Raw genomic sequence first — 19,171 nt, 5'->3', positions numbered from 1 at the left:
CGCTGGTGGTCGGCGTCGGACATGGCTGGCAGGGTGTGCCGGTGTGGCGTTCGCTGGCGGAAATCATGCTTGCAGCCGGGGCCAGCAGTGCGCTGTTGATCTGGCAGCTGCGTCCCTTCGAGCGCTTGCGCCAGCAGGCCTTGGCGATTGCCGACAACCCGCTGAGCCAGCAGTTGTACACCGGGCGGCGCGATGCCATTGGCCAGATCGAATTCGCCATGCGCATGCTCAAGGCCCAGCTGGGTGCGGTGGTGGGGCGCATTGGCGATACCTCGGCACGCCTGGCCGGGCATTCCGGGTCGTTGGTGCAGGCGCTTGAGGTCAGCCATGCCAACAGCCTGGAGCAGCAGGAAGAGGCGGACCAGGTGGCCACCGCCATTCACCAGATGAGCGCCAGTGTCGCCCAGGTGGCCAGCAGTGCGCAGTTGGCGGCCGTGGCCGCCAACCAAGCCGAAGATGAAACCCAGGCCGGCCATCAAGTGGTGGACCGCAATCGCTGCGCGATCCAGGACCTGGCCGGGTCGCTGGTCGAAGCCAGTGATGCAGTCCATCAATTGGAGCAGCACAGCAGTGATATTTCCGGAGTGCTCGACGTGATCCGGGGGATCGCCGAGCAGACCAACCTGCTGGCGCTCAACGCAGCCATCGAGGCTGCCCGGGCGGGCGATCAGGGCCGAGGTTTCGCCGTGGTGGCCGACGAGGTGCGCGGCCTGGCCCAGCGCACCACGCAATCGACCCACGAGATCCAGCGCATGATCGGCACGCTGCAGGACGGGGCTCGTGCCGCGGTGCAGGTGATGCGCCAGAGCAGCAGCCACGCCGGGCACAGCGTCGAGCAAGCGCAACTGGCCAGCGGTGCGCTCGATGGCATCAGCGCACGGGTCAACCAGATCAATGAGATGAGCCTGCAGATTGCCGCTGCGGTGGAGCAGCAGAGCCAGGTGAGCGAAAACATCAACCGCAACATCATCAGCATCCGCCAGGCCAGCGAAGCGACGGTCGATGTCGGCCAGCGCAGCCATGCCAATGCGACCGACGTGGCGGACCTCGCCATGGACCTGCGGCGTCTGGCTGATGAGTTCTGGCGCCGTTGCCAGTGAATCAGAAACCGATGAAGGCGTAGTAGAGCGGCGGTTCGGCGGTGGTCGACAGACCGAGTGCGGCTAACTCGTGCATCAGGGGCGGGGCTTCGATGTGCAAGGTCCAGGGCGCCTGGTTGTCGGCCGGCAGCTGTTCCAAGGCCGCGGCGAAAGCGTCCATGGCGGGCAGGTAGGCCGTGAAGCCGTTGCCCTTGAGAGCGCTGGTGGTCATGCCCAAGGCTTGGCAGAGGGCCACCTTGGCGGCGATGTCGTCACGGTCGGCCTGGCGCGAGGCTTCGATCAAGGCGCGCAGGTGCGGGTCCACCAGTGACTGGCCGTGGATCAGTTCAGGGCCTTGGCTCCAGGCGTCGGGCGGACAGTCCTTGTTTTCCGGACGCAGGGGCAGGTGCGGGTTGATCTCGGCCGGGTAGATGCGGCAAACCAACGGGCGGGTCTCATAGATAGTGCACAGGTCGTTGTCGTCCAGGTTGCGGCAACGGCCCGGGTTGAAGGCGGCGAACGTCACCGACACGTGCAGCCGGGCCGTGCCGCAGACAACCGGGTAGGCCCGGCGCAGGACATGGTCGCGTTGTTCTGCCGGCATGCCGGGGCCGTCGCAGACGAACCCTTCGATCAGCACCACCACCTGGCCGCCGTTGGCCGCCCATTGGCGGGTTTCGTCCAGGGTCAGCGGCACATGATGGCCGGTGCAGCACTTGCCGCAACCGGTGCAGGCGAAACGAATGCTGTCGCTCACGGCGCGCCTGGGCTCCATTCGCTGACGAAGGCCTGGTGACGCTGGCGGTCATACAGGCACAGCTCGGTGCCGGTGCGCTGCTGCATGTGCTTTTGCGGGTAGATGCCCTCGATCAGCAGGACGCTGTAGCCCACCTGGTCGTCGAACTCCGCGGGTTTGCCGCGGGCATGGGCATCCTTGAGCTGGCTGGCGGCCAGGCAGCCCTTGAGCATCTGTTGGCGTTGTTCATTCCAGGCTTGACTGCTGGAAGCCTGGGCCATGCCGCTGGCGAGGACACAGGCGATCAGAAGGGTGCTGAGAAACTTCATACAAGGTACCGGCAACAAAACAACCGAAGGGCGCGAATTATGCCCGAGTCGTCCCGGGCAGCAAGCCAGGGAAATTGTCGCTGACTATATCAGTGCTCGGCAAAGACCACGGCCCGCGCGGCCACCACCAGACAATCGGTCAGCTCGGGCGAAGAGAACTTGGTGAGAATCGCGTTGGCGCCGGCCAGCTTGGCTTTTTCGCCGCTCATGGTGCTGTCCAGCGAGGTGTGCAGCAGTACGTAGAGATGCTGGAAGTCCGGGCTTTCCCGCAGGGTGCGGGTGAAGGCGTAGCCGTCCATCTCTGACATCTCGATGTCCGAGACGATGATGTTGATTTCCCGCTCGGTGCCTTGCAGTTCCAGCAGCACGTTGATCGCATCCTTGGCGCTGCGTGCGGTGTGGCATTCGATGCCCAGGTTGCGCAGGGTATGGATCGACTGCTGCAAAGCCACTTGGCTGTCATCCACCACCAGAATGTTGGCGGCCGCCAGCAGGCTGGCATCTTCCTCGCTGAGTTCGCCTGGGTGCGGTTCTGGCTCAGGCGGTGCGATGGCGTGGATGACCTTTTCGATGTCCAGCACCTGCACCAAGGTGTTGTCGACCCGAGTCACGCCGGTGATGAACGAGCGGTTGCCCGAGCCGTAGGGTGGCGGCTTGATGTCTGTGCTCAGGCAGTGAACGATGCGGCTCACCGCCTGCACATGCAGGCCCTGGCGCGAACGGCTGATCTCGGTGACGATCAGGCAGCCACCGGACGGGTCGGCCAACGGCTGCTCGCCGATGGCGCGGGAGAGATCGATCACCGACAGCGGGTTGCCGCGCAGCGTCGCCACGCCTTTGACGTGCGGATGCGATTCCGGCAGGCGGGTCAGCGGCGGGCAAGGGATGATCTCGCTGACTTTGAGCAGGTTGATCGCCATCAGCTTGCCGCTGCGCAAGGTGAACAGCAGCAGGGACAACGAGTCCGCACGGGCGTTTTGCGTGGCCATGGGCAACCTTCGAGTCTGTCGGTAATAAAAGGAGGATGCCGGGTTATCGGCCTGTTGGGGCCAGGCTTTAGGTCACGGTGCGGTCAATCGCAGGCGTTGCCTGGGCAGGTATCGCCTGCGTTGACCCTTTCGCGGGTAAATCTGGGCGCCGAAGGTCGTTTCGCGGTGGCGGGACTGGGCGCAAGGGTCAGCGCAACCCCAGGCGCTTGGCCAGGCGGCTGAGATTGGCGCGATCGAGCCCCAGCTCGCGCGCTGCTGCCGCCCAGTTGTCCTGGTGGCGCTCAAGGCAAGCGCCGATCACCTGCCGTTGATATGCGTCCACCGCTTCGCGCAAGCCACCGTCGGGCAGGTTGAGCAGTGGCTGAACCGGGGCAGGAGTGGGGGCGTGTTGGGGCGCAAGGGCGGTGTGCAGGTCCAGGTCGCTGGCTTCCAGGGTCAGAATGCGAGGACGCTCGGGATGCTGGCCGAGGGCTTTGAGTGCCGAACGGCCAATCAGATGCTCAAGTTCGCGCACGTTGCCAGGCCAGTCGTAGGCCAGCAAGGCGGCCTGGGCGTCGGCACTCAGTCGCAGGCTGTTCAGGCCCAGGCGGGAGCGGTTCTGCTCGAGGAAGTATCCGGCAATCAGCAACACATCCCGGCCGCGCTCCCGCAGCGGCGGGACCTGCAACGGATAGACGCTCAGGCGGTGGTAGAAGTCGGCGCGGTAGTGGCCGTTGCGCACTTCCATGGCCAGGTCGCGGTTGGTGGCAGCGATCAGGCGCACATCGACCTGGTGCTCGCGATCTGAGCCCAGGCGCTGCAACTGCCCGCTTTGCAGGACCCGCAGCAGCTTGGCCTGTACTGTCAGGGGCAGTTCGCCCACCTCGTCGAGAAACAGCGTGCCGCCATTGGCCAGCTCGAATTTGCCGCGCCGCTCGCCATGGGCGCCGGTGAAAGCCCCGCGCACGTGGCCGAACAGTTCGCTCTCCACCAACGTGTCGGGCAGGGCGGCGCAGTTGAGGCTGATCAGCGGTTTGTGGGCGCGGTTGCTGGCCTGGTGCAGGGCCTGGGCCACGAGCTCCTTGCCGACACCGGTCTCGCCGGTGATCAGCACAGTCAGGTCGCTGCCGCCGACCAGGCGGATTTCTTCCAGCAAGCGTTTGTGCGCCTTGCTCTGACCGATCAGCTCTTTGGCTTGCCCGCTGGCCTGGCGATAGACCTCGGCGCGTTGGTGTTCATCCTCGGCGCGTAGGGCCAGGTCCTCGATGCGCTCGGCCACGGTGACAGTGGCTGCGGCGAGGCTGGCGAAGGCTTGCAGGGACTCGAGTTCCAGGCTTTGGAAACGCCCGGGCGTGAGGGCATCGAGGGTGACCAGGCCCCAGGGTTGTTCATCGACCATCAAGGGGCAGCCCATGCAGTCGTGCACGTGCAGGTCGGCATGCGGCGCGTTGACCAGGCCGTCGTACGGGTCGGGCAGTTCGCTGTCGCTGGCGAAGCGGGTCGGGCCGGGACGGCTGAGCAGGATCTGGAAGCGCGGGTGTTCACTGACCCTGAAGCGTCGACCCAGCGTATCGGGCGACAGGCCATCGACCGCCAGCGGCACTAGCCATTCGCCATCCAGGCGCAACAGGGCGGCTGCATCGCATGGCAGCAGGTTGCGCATGGCTTGCAGCAGGCGGCGGTAGCGCTCCTGGTCCGGAAGATCACGGGATAGATCGCTGACCAGAGGGAGCAGGGTGGTGAGCAGAGGGCGTGTAGTCATATGGACTCCTGTTGGTCGTTATGACTATACGCGCATTGGTGTCGTTTTGACTCGCATTGCTTGAAAACCCCGTAAACACTGGGCTCAGAAGTTGGCACGGTTGATGAAATACCGAGGGCAGACCAGTTCAAGCCCTAGGCTCAGGAGTCGTACCAAATGCTCAATGCCGAACAACGCGCAATCATCAAAGCCACTGTCCCGCTGCTCGAAAGCGGTGGCGAGGCCCTGACGACGCATTTCTACAAGATGATGCTCAGCGAGTACCCCGAAGTGCGCCCGCTGTTCAACCAGGCCCACCAGGCCAGCGGCGATCAGCCGCGCGCACTGGCCAACGGTGTGCTGATGTATGCCCGCCACATCGACCAGTTGGAGCAACTCGGTGGTCTGGTCGGGCAGATCATCAACAAGCATGTCGCCTTGCAGATCCTGCCCGAGCATTATCCGATCGTCGGCAGCTGCCTGCTGCGCGCTATCGAGGAAGTCCTTGGCAAGGACATCGCCACCGCTGAGGTGATCGCTGCCTGGGGCGCGGCCTACGGGCAATTGGCCGATATCCTGATCGGCGCCGAGGAAAGCCTCTATAAACAGAAAGAAGAAGCGGCCGGTGGCTGGCGCGGTACCCGTGAGTTTCGTCTGGTGCGTCGGGAGCAGGAGAGCAGCGAGATCGTCTCTTTCTATTTCGCACCGGTGGATGGCAAGCCGGTCCTGAAAGCCGAGCCTGGCCAGTACATCGGCCTGCAGCTGTTCATCGACGGTGTCGAGCAGCGCCGCAACTATTCACTGTCGGCCCTGTGCGATGGCGAGCAGTACCGCATCAGCGTCAAGCGTGAAGTCGGTGGCAAGGTGTCCAATTACCTGCATCAGCAACTGCAGGTCGGCCAGACCCTGCAATTGTTCCCGCCGTCCGGAGATTTCACCTTGACGCACAGCGACAAGCCGCTGGTGCTCATCAGCGGAGGCGTAGGCATTACGCCGACCCTGGCGATGCTCCAGGCCGCCTTGCAGACGCAACGCCCGGTGCATTTCATCCATTGCGCGCGCAACGGGGCGGTGCACGCCTTCCGTGACTGGATCGATGGCCTGGCGGCGCGTCATCCACAGCTCAAACGCTTCTATTGCTATGCCGAGCAGGACGGCAAGGGCGAGGCCGACGCGGTCGGGGTGCTGAGTCAGGAGCAACTGGGCCAGTGGCTGCCGGCCGAGCGTGATGTGGATGCCTACTTCCTGGGCCCGAAAGGCTTCATGGCGGCGGTCAAGCGCCACCTCAAGGACCTGGGTGTGCCCGAGCAGCAAAGCCGTTACGAATTCTTCGGGCCGGCGGCGGCGCTGGAGTGATGCCTCGATAATCTGGTCAGTCCGCTTCGGGGGGCAATCCACGAAGCGGACGACGCAGGATTTCCATTCCAATCGCTGGCAAGCCAGCTCTCGTATGCGGTGCTCCCGGACGTGGGTAATCGAGACGAAGCGAACGCGACATCGTTCGTGCGGGGGCTGGCTTGCCAGCGATTGGACTGTAGGTCGCTTCTTATATAAGGAGATGAAATAAGCGAGGCCAATTTCATCTTTAATCTTCCTTTAATCACTGTATCCTTCACTCCCGGGTGTCGAGGGGCGTTCGCCTGTCCGGCATCCGGGTTGCCGCTTTTTGGCGGCTGACGTTGAACCGACGTCGCCCCGGCTGGTCTGAAGACGTCATCGGATAGCCCCGCGCAGTGCTATCACGCCGCTTCCTCGACGCACGTGTAGACTGTCGCCCAGGCAGGCCATTGCCCCGACAGGCCTGGCGCTGCCTCTATCCATCGAAGGAATCGGTAATGAACGAACAAACATCGCGCCTGAATCGCGAACGGCGCTTCCTGGTTCTGCTGGGTGTGATCTGCCTGTCGTTGATCGGCGGGGCGCTCTACATGCAGGTAGTGCTCGGCGAGGCCCCATGCCCGCTGTGTATCCTGCAACGTTATGCGCTGCTGTTGATCGCGGTGTTCGCTTTCCTTGCCGCCGCCATGCCGGGAAAACGCAGCCTGACGTTCTTCGAGGCGTTGGTGGTGCTCAGCGCGATCGGCGGAATCGTTGCGGCCGGCAACCATGTGTATATACTCGCGCACCCGATGGTCAGCTGCGGTATCGACACGCTGCAGCCGATCGTCGATGACCTGCCGCTGGCGCAGGTCTGGCCACTGGCGTTCCAGGTCGATGGATTCTGCAGCACGCCATACCCGCCGATCCTTGGATTGTCCCTGGCTCAGTGGGCGCTTCTGGCGTTCGTCCTCACTGCCGTCCTGGTGCCGCTGGGTATCTATCGGAACCGACGCAAGGCTTAGACAAAAGTCCCGCTTCCGACCTCTTCTGTTGCACGGCGAGAAACCAAAAGAAACTTGCCTCCCGCTTGACCCAGATCAACCACGAAGCCTTGTGCAATGCGGGCTTCAGGGCTATCAAGCGGGGTGCGACAAACTGTCGCGAAGTTGATTTTCCCTTCTGTATTGTTACCGAATTGGTAAAAGACTGTTGCGCAATAAGTCATAGTCAAGGGTGGGCGACCTATCTACAATCGCCCCCAATTTCCGTTCGGCACTGCTTGCAAGTCGCAGGATTGAAGGAAGCCGAGGCTCCTTTTTGCTGACTTCGTCAAGTTTCGCCCAACGGCGATACCGGGCGGACCCCCCTCCGCGTTTTCCCGCACCAAATGGACTTGGTCTGAAGTACAGGCCTGTTGCCTACGAAACCATAAGCACCGCTAACCCGCTTGACGCCAAGGTCCTGCAGTCGGACCTCCGGCAGGAGCGAGTACGGGCGCGAAATGCCTCACTTGGCAGGACGAAGTGTTGGCTACCAAAACACAAATTGCATTGAAGCAAGCTGATCTAGAGGTCGTGAGATGAGTAAAAAGCGTTACCCCAGACTGTTTGGCATATTGCCCTTTTTAGGCATGCTTTTACTCAGTGGGTGCAACTGGACCCTGCTCGACCCGAAGGGCCAGGTCGGCATTGAGCAAAAGAACCTGATCCTGATCGCCACTGGCCTGATGCTGCTGGTCGTCGTACCGGTCATCATCATGACCATCGCGTTCGCCTGGAAGTACCGTGCTTCCAACAAGGCTGCCACCTACACGCCCGACTGGTCGCACTCGACCAAGATCGAAGCGGCTGTCTGGATCATCCCGATCCTGATCATCATTGCCCTGGGCTACGTCACCTACCACTCCACCCACAAGCTGGACCCGTACCGTCCACTGGATTCCGAAGTGAAGCCGGTGCAGATCGACGTGGTCGCGCTGGACTGGAAGTGGCTGTTCATCTACCCGGAGCAGGGCATCGCCACCGTCAACAAGATCGTCTTCCCGGCTAACACCCCGGTCAACTTCCGCGTCACCTCCGACGCCGTGATGAACTCCTTCTTCATCCCGGGCCTGGGCGGCCAGATCTACGCCATGGCCGGCATGACCACCAAACTGCACCTGATCGCCAACGAGAACGGCGAATTCGACGGTATCAGCGCCAACTACAGCGGTGCTGGCTTCACCGGCATGAAATTCAAGGCTACTGCCACCTCCCAGGAAGACTTCGACAAGTGGGTCGCCGAGGTCAAGCAGTCGCCGAAGAAGCTGGACAAGGCTGAATACGACGCCTTGGCCAAACCAAGCGAAAACAACCCAGTCGCGCTGTATAGCGAGGCTTCGCCTGACCAGTTCCAGCTGATCGTCGACAAGTACGAAGGCATGAACCGCGGTCGTCCGAGCCACGAAGAAGCAGGCAGCAAAGATCTGGCCACTACCAAGGGTGTGGAATCGAGTATGCAACCAGCTGCCGGTGCAGAGGAGTAAGAGATGTTCGGTAAATTAAGCCTGGAGGCGATACCCTATCACGAGCCGATAGTCATGGTGACGCTTGCCATGATTGCGCTCGGTGGTATCGCTTTGGTCGGTGCTATCACCTATTTCCGCAAGTGGACCTACTTGTGGACTGAGTGGCTGACCACGGTCGACCACAAGAAAATCGGGGTGATGTACATCATCGTCGCGATGGTCATGCTGCTGCGCGGCTTCGCCGACGCCATCATGATGCGTACCCAGCTGGCTGCCGCTACCGGCGGCGCCGAAGGCTACCTGCCGCCTGAACACTATGACCAGATCTTCACCGCCCACGGTGTGATCATGATCATCTTCATGGCGATGCCGTTCTTCACCGGCCTGATGAACCTGGCGGTTCCTCTGCAGATCGGTGCACGTGACGTTGCCTTCCCGTTCCTGAACTCCCTGAGCTTCTACCTGCTGCTGGCAGGCGTGCTGCTGGTCAACATCTCCCTGGGCGTTGGTGAATTCGCCAAGACCGGTTGGGTTGCCTATCCGCCGCTCGCGGGTATCCAGTACAGCCCTGGCGTGGGTGTGGACTACTACATCTGGGCGCTACAGCTATCCGGATTGGGTACGACGCTTACCGGTGTGAACTTCCTCGTCACCGTGATGAAGATGCGCGCGCCTGGCATGAAGCTGATGGACATGCCGATCTTCACCTGGACCTGCACCTGGGCCAACGTGCTGATCGTCGCTTCCTTCCCGATCCTGACCGCTGCACTGGCTCTGCTGACTGTTGACCGTTATCTGGACTTCCACATCTTCACCAACGAGCTTGGTGGGAACCCGATGATGTACGTCAACCTGTTCTGGGCCTGGGGTCACCCTGAGGTTTACATCCTGATCCTGCCGGCCTTCGGTGTGTTCTCGGAAGTCACCTCGACCTTCGCTGGCAAGCGTCTGTTCGGCCACCACTCGATGATCTACGCATCGGGCGCGATCGCTGTTCTGGGCTTTGCCGTCTGGCTGCACCACTTCTTCACCATGGGTGCAGGCGCGAGCGTCAACACCTTCTTCGGTCTGGCGACGATGCTGATCTCCATTCCGACCGGTGTGAAGCTGTTCAACTGGCTGTTCACCATCTACCAGGGCCGTCTGCGTTTCACCGCGCCGATCATGTGGACCCTGGGCTTCATGGTCACCTTCTCGATCGGTGGTATGACTGGCGTTCTGCTGGCTGTTCCAGGTGCTGACTTCGTTCTGCACAACAGCCTGTTCGTTATCGCCCACTTCCACAACGTGATCATCGGTGGTGCGGTATTCGGCTACATCGCCGGCTTCGCCTATTGGTTCCCGAAAGCCTTCGGTTTCACCCTGAACGAGAAGTGGGGCAAGGCTGCCTTCTGGTTCTGGATCTCCGGCTTCTACGTAGCGTTCATGCCGCTGTACGCCCTGGGCTTCATGGGTATGACCCGTCGTCTGAACCACTCGGACAACCCGGCTTGGGAACCCTACCTGTACGTTGCCGTCGTCGGCGCCGTGCTGATCCTGTTCGGTATCGCTTGCCAGCTGATCCAGCTGTACGTATCGGTCCGCGACCGCAACCAGAACCTGGACGTCACTGGCGATCCATGGGGTGGCCGTACCCTGGAATGGTCGACTTCGTCGCCACCTCCGTTCTACAACTTCGCCCACATGCCTGAGAAGGTTGGCCTGGACGCCTGGCACGAAGCCAAGGAAGCCGGTGTCGCCTACAAGCCTGCGGCCAAGTACGAAGCGATCCACATGCCGAGCAATACCTCCACCGGTTTGTTCATGGGCCTGTTCCTGACCGTCTTCGGCTTCGCATTCATCTGGCACATCTGGTGGCTGGTTGGCGCGAGCCTGGTTGCAACCATCGCTGTCTTCGTTCGCCACGCCGCGCGTGACGACCAGGGCTACATGGTTCCGGCCGAAGAAGTGGCGCGCATCGAAGGCGAGCGCATGAAAGCGCTGGCCAAAGCAGGTGCTCTGCCTGCCGGCGCACGTGTCGAATCGTTTGAGCGGGTGTAATCAATGTCCAGTCAAGTAATCCACGCCGGCGCTCATGGTCACGACCATGGGCACGACGATCACCACCACGACTCGGGCCAGATGACCGTACTCGGTTTCTGGCTGTACCTGATGACCGACTGCATCCTGTTTGCGTCGCTCTTCGCCACCTACGCGGTGCTGTCCGGCAGTTTTGCCGGCGGCCCGTCGGGTCATGACATCTTCCAGCTCGATTTCGTAGCTGTTGAAACCGCACTGCTGCTGCTGTCCTCGATCACCTTCGGCTTTGCCATGCTGCAGATGTTCAAGGGCAACAAAGGTGGCGTGCTGGGCTGGCTGGCCATCACCTTCCTGTTCGGTGCTGGCTTCATCGCGATGGAAGTCTATGAGTTCCATCACCTGATCGGCGAAGGCTTCGGCCCGAACCGCAGCGGCTTCCTGTCGGGCTTCTTCGCCCTGGTCGGCACCCACGGTCTGCACGTGACTGCCGGTCTGATCTGGATGGCTGTCCTGATGTATCAGATCAGCACCAAGGGCATCACCCCGACCGCCAAGACCCGCATGAGCTGCCTGAGCCTGTTCTGGCACTTCCTGGACGTGGTCTGGATCTGCGTATTCACCGTCGTCTACCTGCTGGGAGTTCTGTAATGGCTAGCGCACACGACACTCATCACGAAGGCAACCACGGCAGCGTCAAGTCGTACGCGATCGGCTTCATCCTGTCGATCATCCTGACCGCGATCCCGTTCGGTCTGGTGATGTACCCGAGCCTGCCGAAGAACCTGACCGTCCTGATCGTGGTGGCCATGGCCGTCATTCAGGTGGTGGTGCACCTGGTGTACTTCCTGCACATGGACCGCTCGAAAGAGCAGCGTTCGAATGTGTCGACGTTCCTGTTCACCACTCTCGTAATCGCTCTGTTGGTCGGCCTGTCGCTGTGGATCATGTTCAGCATCCACATCGAAATGATGGCCAAGTGAGGTAAGACTGCATGTCCGTGAAGCACTTTATCCAAATCACCAAACCGGGGATCATTTTCGGTAACGTGCTTTCCGTGGCAGGCGGTTTCTTCCTTGCCTCGAAGGGCCATGTGGACTTCGCCCTGTTCCTGGCGGTAGTGGTGGGGACCTCTCTGGTCGTCGCGTCCGGTTGCGTGTTCAACAACTGCATCGACCGCGACATCGACCAGAAGATGGAGCGCACCAAGAACCGCGTCATGGTTCAGGGCGGCATGTCGCTGACCCTCGCGCTGATCTACGCCACCCTGCTCGGGGTGGCGGGCTTCAGCCTGTTGTATGTCCAGGCCAATCCGCTGTCGGCGTTCTGCGCAGCTGTGGGCTTCGTCGTCTACGTCGGCTTCTACAGCCTGTGGCTCAAGCGCAAGTCGGTACACGGTACCTTGGTCGGCAGCCTGTCCGGTGCCATGCCTCCGGTGATCGGTTACTGCGCCGTCAGCAACAGCTTCGACCTGGCTGCCGTGACGCTGCTGGTGATGTTCAGCCTGTGGCAGATGCCACACAGCTTTGCCATCGCCATCTTCCGCTTCAAGGATTACAGCGCTGCCAACATTCCGGTTTTGCCGGTGGCACGCGGTATTCTCGCGGCGAAGAAGCAGATCGTGCTGTACGTACTGGCCTTCGTGCTCGCCACCCTGATGCTGACCTTGGGCGGTTACGCCGGCCTGGGTTACCTCGCCGTGGCGGCTGCCATGGGCCTTTACTGGCTGTACATGGCCTGGGGCGGCTACAAGGCCGAGGACGACAGCAAGTGGGCCCGCAAGGTCTTCGGTTTCTCCATCCTCACCGTCACCGCCCTGAGCGTGATGATGTCGGTGGACAGCCAGACTGCCGCGGACGTGCTGATGACATACGCACGCTGATACAGACGCCTGTTACACGAAAACCCCGGCCTTGTGCCGGGGTTTTTTTATGCCTGTGGTGTGTGTTGCGGCTTCTTCGCGGTTTACCGGTGATAGGGCCAGCCCAGGCAACGTAAATCTAATGAATTCGATAAATAAGCCTAAAAAGATCTAATAAAACAGGAAATCGTCCTTTACAGGTTGTATGTTTCGGCACTATCTTCTGATTCGGCCGCCGCAGCGGCCCACGTCGCTCGGACGGTTCCGGGCGCTTACGTCATTCGAGGAAGCCATGGCCAACCCAGGTTCGCCGCGCCGCTTTGCGCGCATCGATCGTCTCCCCCCTTACGTCTTCAACATCACAGCCGAGCTCAAGATGGCCGCCCGCCGCCGTGGCGAGGACATCATTGACCTGAGCATGGGTAACCCCGACGGTGCCACGCCACCGCATATTGTCGAGAAGCTCGTCCAAGTCGCCCAACGGGAAGACACTCACGGTTATTCCACCTCCCGCGGTATCCCGCGTCTGCGCCGCGCCATCTCACGCTGGTACCAGGAGCGCTACGAGGTCGACATCGACCCGGAAACCGAAGCCATCGTCACCATCGGCTCCAAGGAAGGCCTGGCGCACTTGATGCTTGGCACCCTCGACCATGGCGACACGGTACTGGTGCCCAATCCCAGTTACCCGATCCACATCTACGGCGCGGTGATCGCCGGTGCCCAGGTGCGTTCGGTGCCGCTGGTGCCAGGCGTGGACTTCTTCAACGAGCTGGAGCGGGCGATTCGCGAATCGATCCCCAAGCCCAAGATGATGATCCTGGGCTTCCCGTCCAACCCGACCGCCCAGTGCGTCGAGCTGGACTTCTTCGAGCGTGTGGTCGCGCTGGCCAAGCAGTATGACGTGTTGGTGGTTCACGACCTGGCCTACGCCGACATCGTCTATGACGGCTGGAAAGCCCCCTCGATCATGCAGGTGCCAGGCGCCAAGGACATCGCGGTGGAATTCTTCACCCTGTCCAAGAGCTACAACATGGCCGGCTGGCGCATCGGCTTCATGGTCGGCAACCCGGAGCTGGTCAGCGCCCTGGCCCGGATCAAGAGCTACCACGACTATGGCACCTTCACCCCGTTGCAGGTGGCGGCCATCGCCGCGCTCGAAGGCGACCAGCAGTGTGTACGCGATATCGCCGAGCAATACCGCCAGCGCCGCAACCTGCTGGTCAAAGGGCTGCATGAGATCGGCTGGATGGTCGAAAACCCCAAAGCCTCGATGTACGTGTGGGCGAAGATTCCCGAAGCTTATGCTCACCTGGGCTCGCTGGAGTTCTCCAAGAAACTGCTCGCCGAGGCCAAGGTCTGTGTGTCGCCCGGGATCGGCTTTGGCGACTATGGCGATGATCATGTGCGCTTCGCCCTGATCGAGAACCAGGACCGTATTCGCCAGGCCATTCGCGGCATTCGGCAGATGTTCAGGGCCGATGGCTTGACGCGAAAATAAGCTGCAAGCCGCAAGAGGGGCCGCGTGAGCAGCGGCCTTTTGCGGCTTTTCAATCTTGATGCAGCAAGTCGCCTTGCCGCTTGCTACTTGCCGCTGACAAGCGGTGGTTTTTTTTGCTTTCCCCCTCTTCTCAGCCACCCCTGCTTGGACTGAGAATGGCGCGCGGGCCTAGCCCTCATAACAACAACCCTCCCTCCGTGCCATCATGTCCGAATACAACCCTTGCCTTGACTGCGGCGCCTGCTGCGGGTACTTCCGTGTGTCTTTTTTCTGGGGCGAATGCCAATCAGCCGGGGGCGTGGTGCCCGACGATCTGGTGGTTCAGATCAACCCAACCCGGGTCGCGATGATCGGCACCGATGCCAAACCTTGCCGCTGCACGGCGTTGGGTGGCGAGATCGGCAAGCAGGTCGCTTGCACCATCTACGAAAACCGCTCGAGTCCATGCCGAGAATTCGAAGCCTCGTGGGTCAACGGTGTGCATAACCCCAGCTGTGACGCAGCCCGTGCGCATTATGGGCTGCCGCCGCTGGAGGCCAACGAGCCGCACTGGCCGGAGGATGATGGGGCCGAAGTGGCCTGACAGGGGCTTGTGGCGGGAAACCACCTGTTGCGTGAAACACAGGTGCTGTATGGTTTCAGATTCGTCCAAATACCCTGGAGCCTGAGGTTGTCTGCCTATTACCTGCCGTTGAGCCTGCTTGTGTACCTGATCGGCCTGTTTTTTGACGGCGCGTTGATGGGAGCAGGTCGGCACATGCCTGCCTTGCAGATGCTGCTTTACGGGCCCTGGGGCGTACCGTTCGGCTTGTATCAATGGTTTGCCAACCCGTTGCTGGTGCTAGCGGTGCTGGCCCATCGGCGCTTTCGCCGGTTGGCGTTGCTGTTGGGGGTGTGCGCCCTGTACCTGGCGCTCAGTAGCCTGGGTATCGAGCGGCTGCCGGACAACCACAGCTATGCCTTCCAGGACGTCACCGGCTTCGGTGTTGGCTTCTACTTGTGGAGCCTGGCGATCCTGGTGTTTTGCCTGGGGCAGGCCTGGTGGTGCTGGAAGGCACGGCGCGCCGACGACATGCCCGGCTGGCACTGGCTCGATGTGGCGCTGATTGCTGCGATCGCCGTCACGATGTATGCCGGCACCCAGATGCCTGCACTGCATTTCGATGTGGACAAGGTCCTGATGCCGCCGGAGTCGTCACAGTCGCTGTGACTGCAGCTGTATTGCCAGCGAGCAAGACAGTGCGGACACCACATCAGCGAGACGTACCCCACTGCACCACCAGCATACCCGCCACGATCATCCCGACGCCCGCCAGGCGCAGAGCGTTGACGGGCCGTTCCGGCAACCCCATCAGCCCCCATTGGTCGATCAGCAGTGACGACAGCACCTGCCCGGCGATCACGCAGACGATGAATCCCGCAGCCCCAAGCCGGGGTGTCAGCACCAGCGCCGCAGTGATGTAGAGCACGCCCGCGACACCGCCAAACCAGGCCCACCAAGGCGCCTGGGCCAGGTTCTGCAACTGCGGCACAGGTGCTCGCATCAGCAGCAAGGCAGGGACCAGCATCAGCAGGCTGACGGTCAGCGATACCCCCGCCGCCCACAAAGGGTGGCCCAGCAAGCGACCGAGCGCGGCATTGCTGCCGGCCTGGAAAGGCACGGCGGCGCCTGCCAGCAGTGCAACGAGCAAAGGGAGGACGGCTGAGAAGGAGAGGGCGTGCGGCATTGAATGGCTCCTGTCGAAAACACTAGGCGCAGTGTTGTTTATCCATTTCAATGATGGAAATTCGAAATTCACACAGGCTGTATTCGTCATATGGATGATTTGCGTCGTATCGACCTCAACCTGCTGTTGACCCTGCATGCCTTGCTCAGCGAGCAGCATGTTTCACGGGCTGCCGTACGCCTGCACCGCAGTCAGCCTGCCGTGAGCCATGCGCTGGCCCAGCTGCGAGACATCTTCGCTGACCCACTGTTGGTGCGCCGGGGCGGCCGTCTGCACTTGAGCAGCCGTGCCCAGGCCCTGCGTGAGCCGCTGGAGCAGGCCCTCGCACAGCTCGACGGCCTCTTGGGGAGTCCGCGTTTCGAACCGAACCGGGCGCGACGCACCTTTCGCCTGGCAATGTCGGACTATGGCGCGCGGGTGGTGTTGCCGGGGCTGATGCGCAAGCTCAGAGAGCAGGCGCCAGGCATCGACCTGGTGGTATCCCAAGGCAGCCGTGAAGCGATGGTCGGACAATTGATCGATGGTGAAGTGGACTTGGCCCTCGGGGTGTTCCCCGATTTGCCCTCAGAGGTGCAGGTACAGGTGTTGTTCGAGGAGTCGTTCATTTGCCTGGCGGACCGCCACAGTCTACCGGCGCGCACCGGGCTTTCGCTGGCTCAGTGGCTGGCGCGACCTCACGTGCTGGTGGCCGTGCGGCCGGGCATCGACAACGAGATCGACTTGGCGCTCCAGGCGTCGGGTCAGGGGCGGCGGATCGCGCTCACCCTGCCGCACTGGGGCGTGGCCCAAGGCGTGATCAGCGGTACGGACCTCATTCTGACCGTGGCCCGCCGCAGCCTGGCGGGTACCCGGCTCGACCCTGGGTTGCGCTGCTTTGCGCCACCACTGCCGATCGCGCCGTTTGCCTTTACCCAGGCCTGGCACACCCGGCGCGAGGGCGATGCCGGTCACCGCTGGCTGCGTGAACTCATCCGTACGCTTTGCGATGAACACGATGTGCCGAGCTTAGCCAGTTGAGCGCAGGGTTCTGAGGGTGGCGCCGTCGCCATGGGAGCGCCGCTCCGGCGCCCCTGGCTTGTGCTGGGCAGGGCCCTAGGGCGCGACACGTGGCTCGCGTTTGGCCCGGGCCTTGAGGTATTCGCGCACCTCGACCCCGTCGCCGGCAAACTCGATACGCTCTGCCTTGGCTTGGCGTTGGTAGGCATACATCGGGTCGTAGTATTCGTTGAGCAACCCTTCGATCCAGCCCCGGTGCAGATCCACCGCGCCACTGCGCAGCTGCTCGTCCAGGGCCTGGCCCAGTAGCGCCGACAACCGCTGGAAGCGTTCACCGCCCAAGCGCTTGTGGATATTGCCCATGCTTTGCAGCATGCGTTCGGCGAACAGCCGACGGCCGTCTTCTTCGCCATGCAAGGCGACGAACTCGGCGCACAGGTTGATCACGTAGTCCCGCAGGATGCGCTCCACGCGGTTTTCGAAGCTGTCTTCCAGCCACACCAGCGGGTACTGCTGCATGCCCTGGTACAGCTCCAGGGGCACCGAGCAACTCCCGACGATGCGCCCTTCATCCTCCAGAACGAACTGCTGCATTCCTCGGGCGCGCTTTTTCAGGATGTCGATGGCCAGCTGGTTTTCGAAATCGATCTGCGCCGGCTGCGCCGTGGCCCGCTTGCCGAAGCTCGAGCCGCGGTGGTTGGCGTGGCCTTCGAGGTCGAGCACGTTGTCCAACTGAAGCAGCACGTCGGTCTTGCCCGTGCCGGTAAGACCGCCTACCAGCACGAAGTCGCACTGCTCGACAGCTTGCAAGGTGGTCTCCAGCAGGAAGGTCCGCATGGCCTTGTAGCCACCCTTGACCTTCGGGTACTGGATGCCGGCCTCGTCCTTCAGCCAGCCCTGGACGATCTGTGAGCGAAGGCCTCCGCGGAAGCAGTACAGATAGCCGTCGGGGTGGGCCTTGGCGAACGCCGCCCAGGCTTCCAGGCGTGCCTGCTTGATGGCGCCGCCGACCAGCTGGTGACCCAAGGCGATGGCGGCGGCCTGGCCTTGCTGCTTGTAGCAGGTGCCGACCTTTTGCCGCTCCTGATCGTTCATCAGCGGCAGGTTGACGGCGCCGGGGAAGGCCCCCTTGGCGAATTCGATCGGCGCGCGCATGTCCATCATCGGCACGTCGTCGAGGAACAGTTGGCGGTAGTCGGTGCAGTCGTTGCGCATCAAAGCACCTCGACCGCGTGGGTCTGTCGCTCGACCAGCTCGCCGATCGGCGAGAGGGCCAGGTTCAGTTCTGCGGCTACGGCGAGGAATTCGGCCTCGCCTTCGGGGCTGACCGCCACCAGCAATCCACCGCTGGTCTGCGGGTCGCACAGCAGGTGTTTCTGGTCTTCGGTCAAGGCTCCGATCTTGTGGCCGTAGCTGTCGAAGTTGCGCAGGGTGCCGCCAGGGATGCAGCCCTCGGCCAGGTAGTGATCGACGCTGGGCAGGCGTGGCACGGCATCGTAGCGCAGGTGCGCCGTCAGCCCGCTGCCTTCGGCCAGCTCCACCAGGTGGCCGAGCAGGCCGAATCCGGTGACGTCGGTCATGGCCTTGACGCCGTCGAGCTTGCCGAAGCGGCTGCCGGGGGTATTAAGGGTGCACATCCAATCGCGGGCCAGGCCCTGGTCCTGGGTGCGCAGCTTGGCCTTCTTCTCGGCGGTGGTGAGGATGCCGATGCCCAGGGGCTTGGTCAGGTACAGGCGGCAGCCGACGTGGGCGGTGTCGTTGCGCTTGAGGTGGCGCTTGCTGACCACGCCGGTGACCGCCAGGCCGAAGATCGGCTCGGGCGCATCGATGGAGTGACCACCGGCCAGCGGGATACCCGCTTCGGCGCACACGGCGCGCCCGCCGCGGATGACTTCTCGGGCGACTTCCGGCGGCAAGACGTTGACCGGCCAGCCGAGGATGGCGATGGCCATCAGCGGGTCGCCGCCCATGGCGTAGATATCACTGATGGCGTTGGTGGCAGCGATGCGGCCGAAATCGTACGGGTCGTCGACGATCGGCATGAAGAAGTCGGTGGTCGAGACCACGCCGCGTTCATCGTCCAGGGCGTACACGGCGGCATCGTCGCGCGAGGCGTTACCGACCCAGAGTTTCGGGTCCAGGGCCTGGGCGCCGCTTTCGGCGAGAATCACATCCAGCACCTTGGGGGAGATCTTGCAACCACAGCCGGCGCCATGGCTGTACTGGGTCAGACGAATCGGTTCGCTCATACGCACCTCGGATTTTCGTGATGCGCGATTGTAGCAAAGCTGGCCTTTGCGCCACCGGCTCTTATAATCCCCGGGCCGACTGCAAGCTCCAAGTTCCCAGCGCCAAGAGGCAAGTACTTGGGATAGTCAGCGAAGTACGCGG

Annotated in this window: 18 protein-coding genes and 1 pseudogene; 12 read left to right on the top strand and 7 right to left on the bottom strand. The window is 62.3% G+C overall.

Annotated features, from left to right (window positions below; translation table 11 throughout):
* Positions 1-107: 107 nt before the first annotated feature.
* Positions 108-1,100: pseudogene (locus tag DQ397_RS24845) on the top strand (methyl-accepting chemotaxis protein); the annotation flags it as partial.
* A 1-nt stretch (position 1,101) separates the two neighbouring features.
* Here the strand turns inward: DQ397_RS24845 and DQ397_RS00600 are convergent.
* The 4 genes from DQ397_RS00600 to norR all read right to left on the bottom strand — a co-directional run bounded on the left by DQ397_RS00600 (position 1,102) and on the right by norR (position 4,874).
* Positions 1,102-1,836: a YkgJ family cysteine cluster protein gene (locus DQ397_RS00600; RefSeq protein ID WP_043208019.1), complete on the bottom strand. Its 735-nt coding sequence runs from the start codon at positions 1,834-1,836 to the stop codon at positions 1,102-1,104.
* The gene (locus DQ397_RS00595) at positions 1,833-2,144 is read right to left on the bottom strand and encodes a hypothetical protein (RefSeq protein ID WP_043208021.1); all 312 of its coding nucleotides are present in this window, start codon (positions 2,142-2,144) and stop codon (positions 1,833-1,835) included. The genes DQ397_RS00600 and DQ397_RS00595 overlap by 4 nt, the downstream gene beginning before the upstream one ends.
* Before the next feature lie 89 nt (positions 2,145-2,233).
* The gene (locus tag DQ397_RS00590) at positions 2,234-3,133 is read right to left on the bottom strand and encodes a chemotaxis protein (protein ID WP_043208024.1); all 900 of its coding nucleotides are present in this window, start codon (positions 3,131-3,133) and stop codon (positions 2,234-2,236) included.
* A 187-nt stretch (positions 3,134-3,320) separates the two neighbouring features.
* Entirely contained in the window at positions 3,321-4,874 is a 1,554-nt protein-coding gene (gene norR, locus DQ397_RS00585) for a nitric oxide reductase transcriptional regulator NorR (RefSeq protein WP_043208026.1), read from the bottom strand.
* A 156-nt stretch (positions 4,875-5,030) separates the two neighbouring features.
* Here norR and hmpA point away from each other — a divergent pair, with 156 nt between their 5' ends.
* From hmpA to DQ397_RS00530, 10 genes are all read left to right on the top strand, one after another.
* Positions 5,031-6,209: an NO-inducible flavohemoprotein gene (gene hmpA, locus DQ397_RS00580; RefSeq protein WP_043208028.1), complete on the top strand. Its 1,179-nt coding sequence runs from the start codon at positions 5,031-5,033 to the stop codon at positions 6,207-6,209.
* 479 nt (positions 6,210-6,688) lie between these two features.
* Positions 6,689-7,195 carry a disulfide bond formation protein B gene (locus DQ397_RS00575; RefSeq protein WP_043208029.1) on the top strand — a complete coding sequence of 169 codons (507 nt, stop codon included), beginning with the start codon at positions 6,689-6,691 and terminating at the stop codon, positions 7,193-7,195.
* Between the two features lie 557 nt (positions 7,196-7,752).
* The gene (gene cyoA / locus DQ397_RS00565) at positions 7,753-8,697 is read left to right on the top strand and encodes a ubiquinol oxidase subunit II (protein ID WP_043208031.1); all 945 of its coding nucleotides are present in this window, start codon (positions 7,753-7,755) and stop codon (positions 8,695-8,697) included.
* Positions 8,698-8,700: 3 nt separating this feature from the next.
* Entirely contained in the window at positions 8,701-10,719 is a 2,019-nt protein-coding gene (cyoB, locus tag DQ397_RS00560; protein WP_043208033.1) for a cytochrome o ubiquinol oxidase subunit I, read from the top strand.
* A gap of 3 nt (positions 10,720-10,722) precedes the next feature.
* Positions 10,723-11,346, top strand: a complete 624-nt coding sequence (gene cyoC, locus DQ397_RS00555) for a cytochrome o ubiquinol oxidase subunit III (RefSeq protein WP_043208035.1) — start codon at positions 10,723-10,725, stop codon at positions 11,344-11,346.
* A complete protein-coding gene (gene cyoD, locus DQ397_RS00550) occupies positions 11,346-11,678 on the top strand; it encodes a cytochrome o ubiquinol oxidase subunit IV (RefSeq protein ID WP_043208038.1) in 333 nt (110 codons plus the stop codon). Before cyoC ends, cyoD begins: the two co-directional genes overlap by 1 nt.
* Positions 11,679-11,689: 11 nt before the next feature.
* Positions 11,690-12,577, top strand: a complete 888-nt coding sequence (cyoE, locus tag DQ397_RS00545; RefSeq protein ID WP_043208040.1) for a heme o synthase — start codon at positions 11,690-11,692, stop codon at positions 12,575-12,577.
* A 271-nt stretch (positions 12,578-12,848) separates the two neighbouring features.
* Positions 12,849-14,057 carry an alanine transaminase gene (alaC, locus tag DQ397_RS00540; RefSeq protein ID WP_043208041.1) on the top strand — a complete coding sequence of 403 codons (1,209 nt, stop codon included), beginning with the start codon at positions 12,849-12,851 and terminating at the stop codon, positions 14,055-14,057.
* Positions 14,058-14,262: 205 nt separating this feature from the next.
* Complete coding sequence (locus DQ397_RS00535) at positions 14,263-14,640, top strand: YkgJ family cysteine cluster protein (protein WP_043208043.1); 378 nt, start codon at positions 14,263-14,265, stop codon at positions 14,638-14,640.
* Between the two features lie 87 nt (positions 14,641-14,727).
* Positions 14,728-15,267, top strand: a complete 540-nt coding sequence (locus tag DQ397_RS00530; protein ID WP_148921443.1) for a hypothetical protein — start codon at positions 14,728-14,730, stop codon at positions 15,265-15,267.
* A 43-nt stretch (positions 15,268-15,310) separates the two neighbouring features.
* Here DQ397_RS00530 and DQ397_RS00525 read toward each other — a convergent pair whose 3' ends face one another.
* Entirely contained in the window at positions 15,311-15,784 is a 474-nt protein-coding gene (locus DQ397_RS00525; RefSeq protein ID WP_043208045.1) for a DMT family transporter, read from the bottom strand.
* 90 nt (positions 15,785-15,874) lie between these two features.
* On the opposite strand from DQ397_RS00525, the gene DQ397_RS00520 reads away from it, so the two are divergent.
* The gene (locus DQ397_RS00520; RefSeq protein ID WP_043208047.1) at positions 15,875-16,801 is read left to right on the top strand and encodes a LysR family transcriptional regulator; all 927 of its coding nucleotides are present in this window, start codon (positions 15,875-15,877) and stop codon (positions 16,799-16,801) included.
* A 75-nt stretch (positions 16,802-16,876) separates the two neighbouring features.
* Here DQ397_RS00520 and mnmH read toward each other — a convergent pair whose 3' ends face one another.
* Both mnmH and selD read right to left on the bottom strand, forming a co-directional pair.
* Entirely contained in the window at positions 16,877-17,995 is a 1,119-nt protein-coding gene (gene mnmH / locus DQ397_RS00515) for a tRNA 2-selenouridine(34) synthase MnmH (protein WP_043208049.1), read from the bottom strand.
* Complete coding sequence (gene selD, locus DQ397_RS00510; protein ID WP_043208051.1) at positions 17,995-19,029, bottom strand: selenide, water dikinase SelD; 1,035 nt, start codon at positions 19,027-19,029, stop codon at positions 17,995-17,997. Before selD ends, mnmH begins: the two co-directional genes overlap by 1 nt.
* Positions 19,030-19,171 lie beyond the last annotated feature (142 nt).

It is taken from the genome of Pseudomonas sp. CK-NBRI-02, from assembly GCF_008124495.1.
In the GTDB taxonomy this organism is placed as follows: Bacteria; Pseudomonadota; Gammaproteobacteria; order Pseudomonadales; family Pseudomonadaceae; genus Aquipseudomonas; species Aquipseudomonas guariconensis.
The sequence above is the reverse complement of the archived record's forward strand: the minus strand, read 5'-3'. Positions and strand labels throughout refer to the sequence as shown.

What these genes read in the sequence shown, in the direction of transcription:
- alaC (WP_043208041.1), top strand. Translation starts at nt 12,849, where the DNA reads ATGGCCAACCCAGGTTCGCCGCGCCGCTTTGCGCGCATCGATCGTCTC.
- DQ397_RS00520 (WP_043208047.1), top strand. Translation starts at nt 15,875, where the DNA reads ATGGATGATTTGCGTCGTATCGACCTCAACCTGCTGTTGACCCTGCAT.
- DQ397_RS00595 (WP_043208021.1), bottom strand. Translation starts at nt 2,144, where the DNA reads ATGAAGTTTCTCAGCACCCTTCTGATCGCCTGTGTCCTCGCCAGCGGC.
- cyoD (WP_043208038.1), top strand. Translation starts at nt 11,346, where the DNA reads ATGGCTAGCGCACACGACACTCATCACGAAGGCAACCACGGCAGCGTC.
- DQ397_RS00575 (WP_043208029.1), top strand. Translation starts at nt 6,689, where the DNA reads ATGAACGAACAAACATCGCGCCTGAATCGCGAACGGCGCTTCCTGGTT.
- cyoC (WP_043208035.1), top strand. Translation starts at nt 10,723, where the DNA reads ATGTCCAGTCAAGTAATCCACGCCGGCGCTCATGGTCACGACCATGGG.
- DQ397_RS00535 (WP_043208043.1), top strand. Translation starts at nt 14,263, where the DNA reads ATGTCCGAATACAACCCTTGCCTTGACTGCGGCGCCTGCTGCGGGTAC.
- cyoE (WP_043208040.1), top strand. Translation starts at nt 11,690, where the DNA reads ATGTCCGTGAAGCACTTTATCCAAATCACCAAACCGGGGATCATTTTC.
- DQ397_RS00590 (WP_043208024.1), bottom strand. Translation starts at nt 3,133, where the DNA reads ATGGCCACGCAAAACGCCCGTGCGGACTCGTTGTCCCTGCTGCTGTTC.
- cyoA (WP_043208031.1), top strand. Translation starts at nt 7,753, where the DNA reads ATGAGTAAAAAGCGTTACCCCAGACTGTTTGGCATATTGCCCTTTTTA.
- mnmH (WP_043208049.1), bottom strand. Translation starts at nt 17,995, where the DNA reads ATGCGCAACGACTGCACCGACTACCGCCAACTGTTCCTCGACGACGTG.
- cyoB (WP_043208033.1), top strand. Translation starts at nt 8,701, where the DNA reads ATGTTCGGTAAATTAAGCCTGGAGGCGATACCCTATCACGAGCCGATA.
- norR (WP_043208026.1), bottom strand. Translation starts at nt 4,874, where the DNA reads ATGACTACACGCCCTCTGCTCACCACCCTGCTCCCTCTGGTCAGCGAT.
- DQ397_RS00525 (WP_043208045.1), bottom strand. Translation starts at nt 15,784, where the DNA reads ATGCCGCACGCCCTCTCCTTCTCAGCCGTCCTCCCTTTGCTCGTTGCA.
- selD (WP_043208051.1), bottom strand. Translation starts at nt 19,029, where the DNA reads ATGAGCGAACCGATTCGTCTGACCCAGTACAGCCATGGCGCCGGCTGT.
- hmpA (WP_043208028.1), top strand. Translation starts at nt 5,031, where the DNA reads ATGCTCAATGCCGAACAACGCGCAATCATCAAAGCCACTGTCCCGCTG.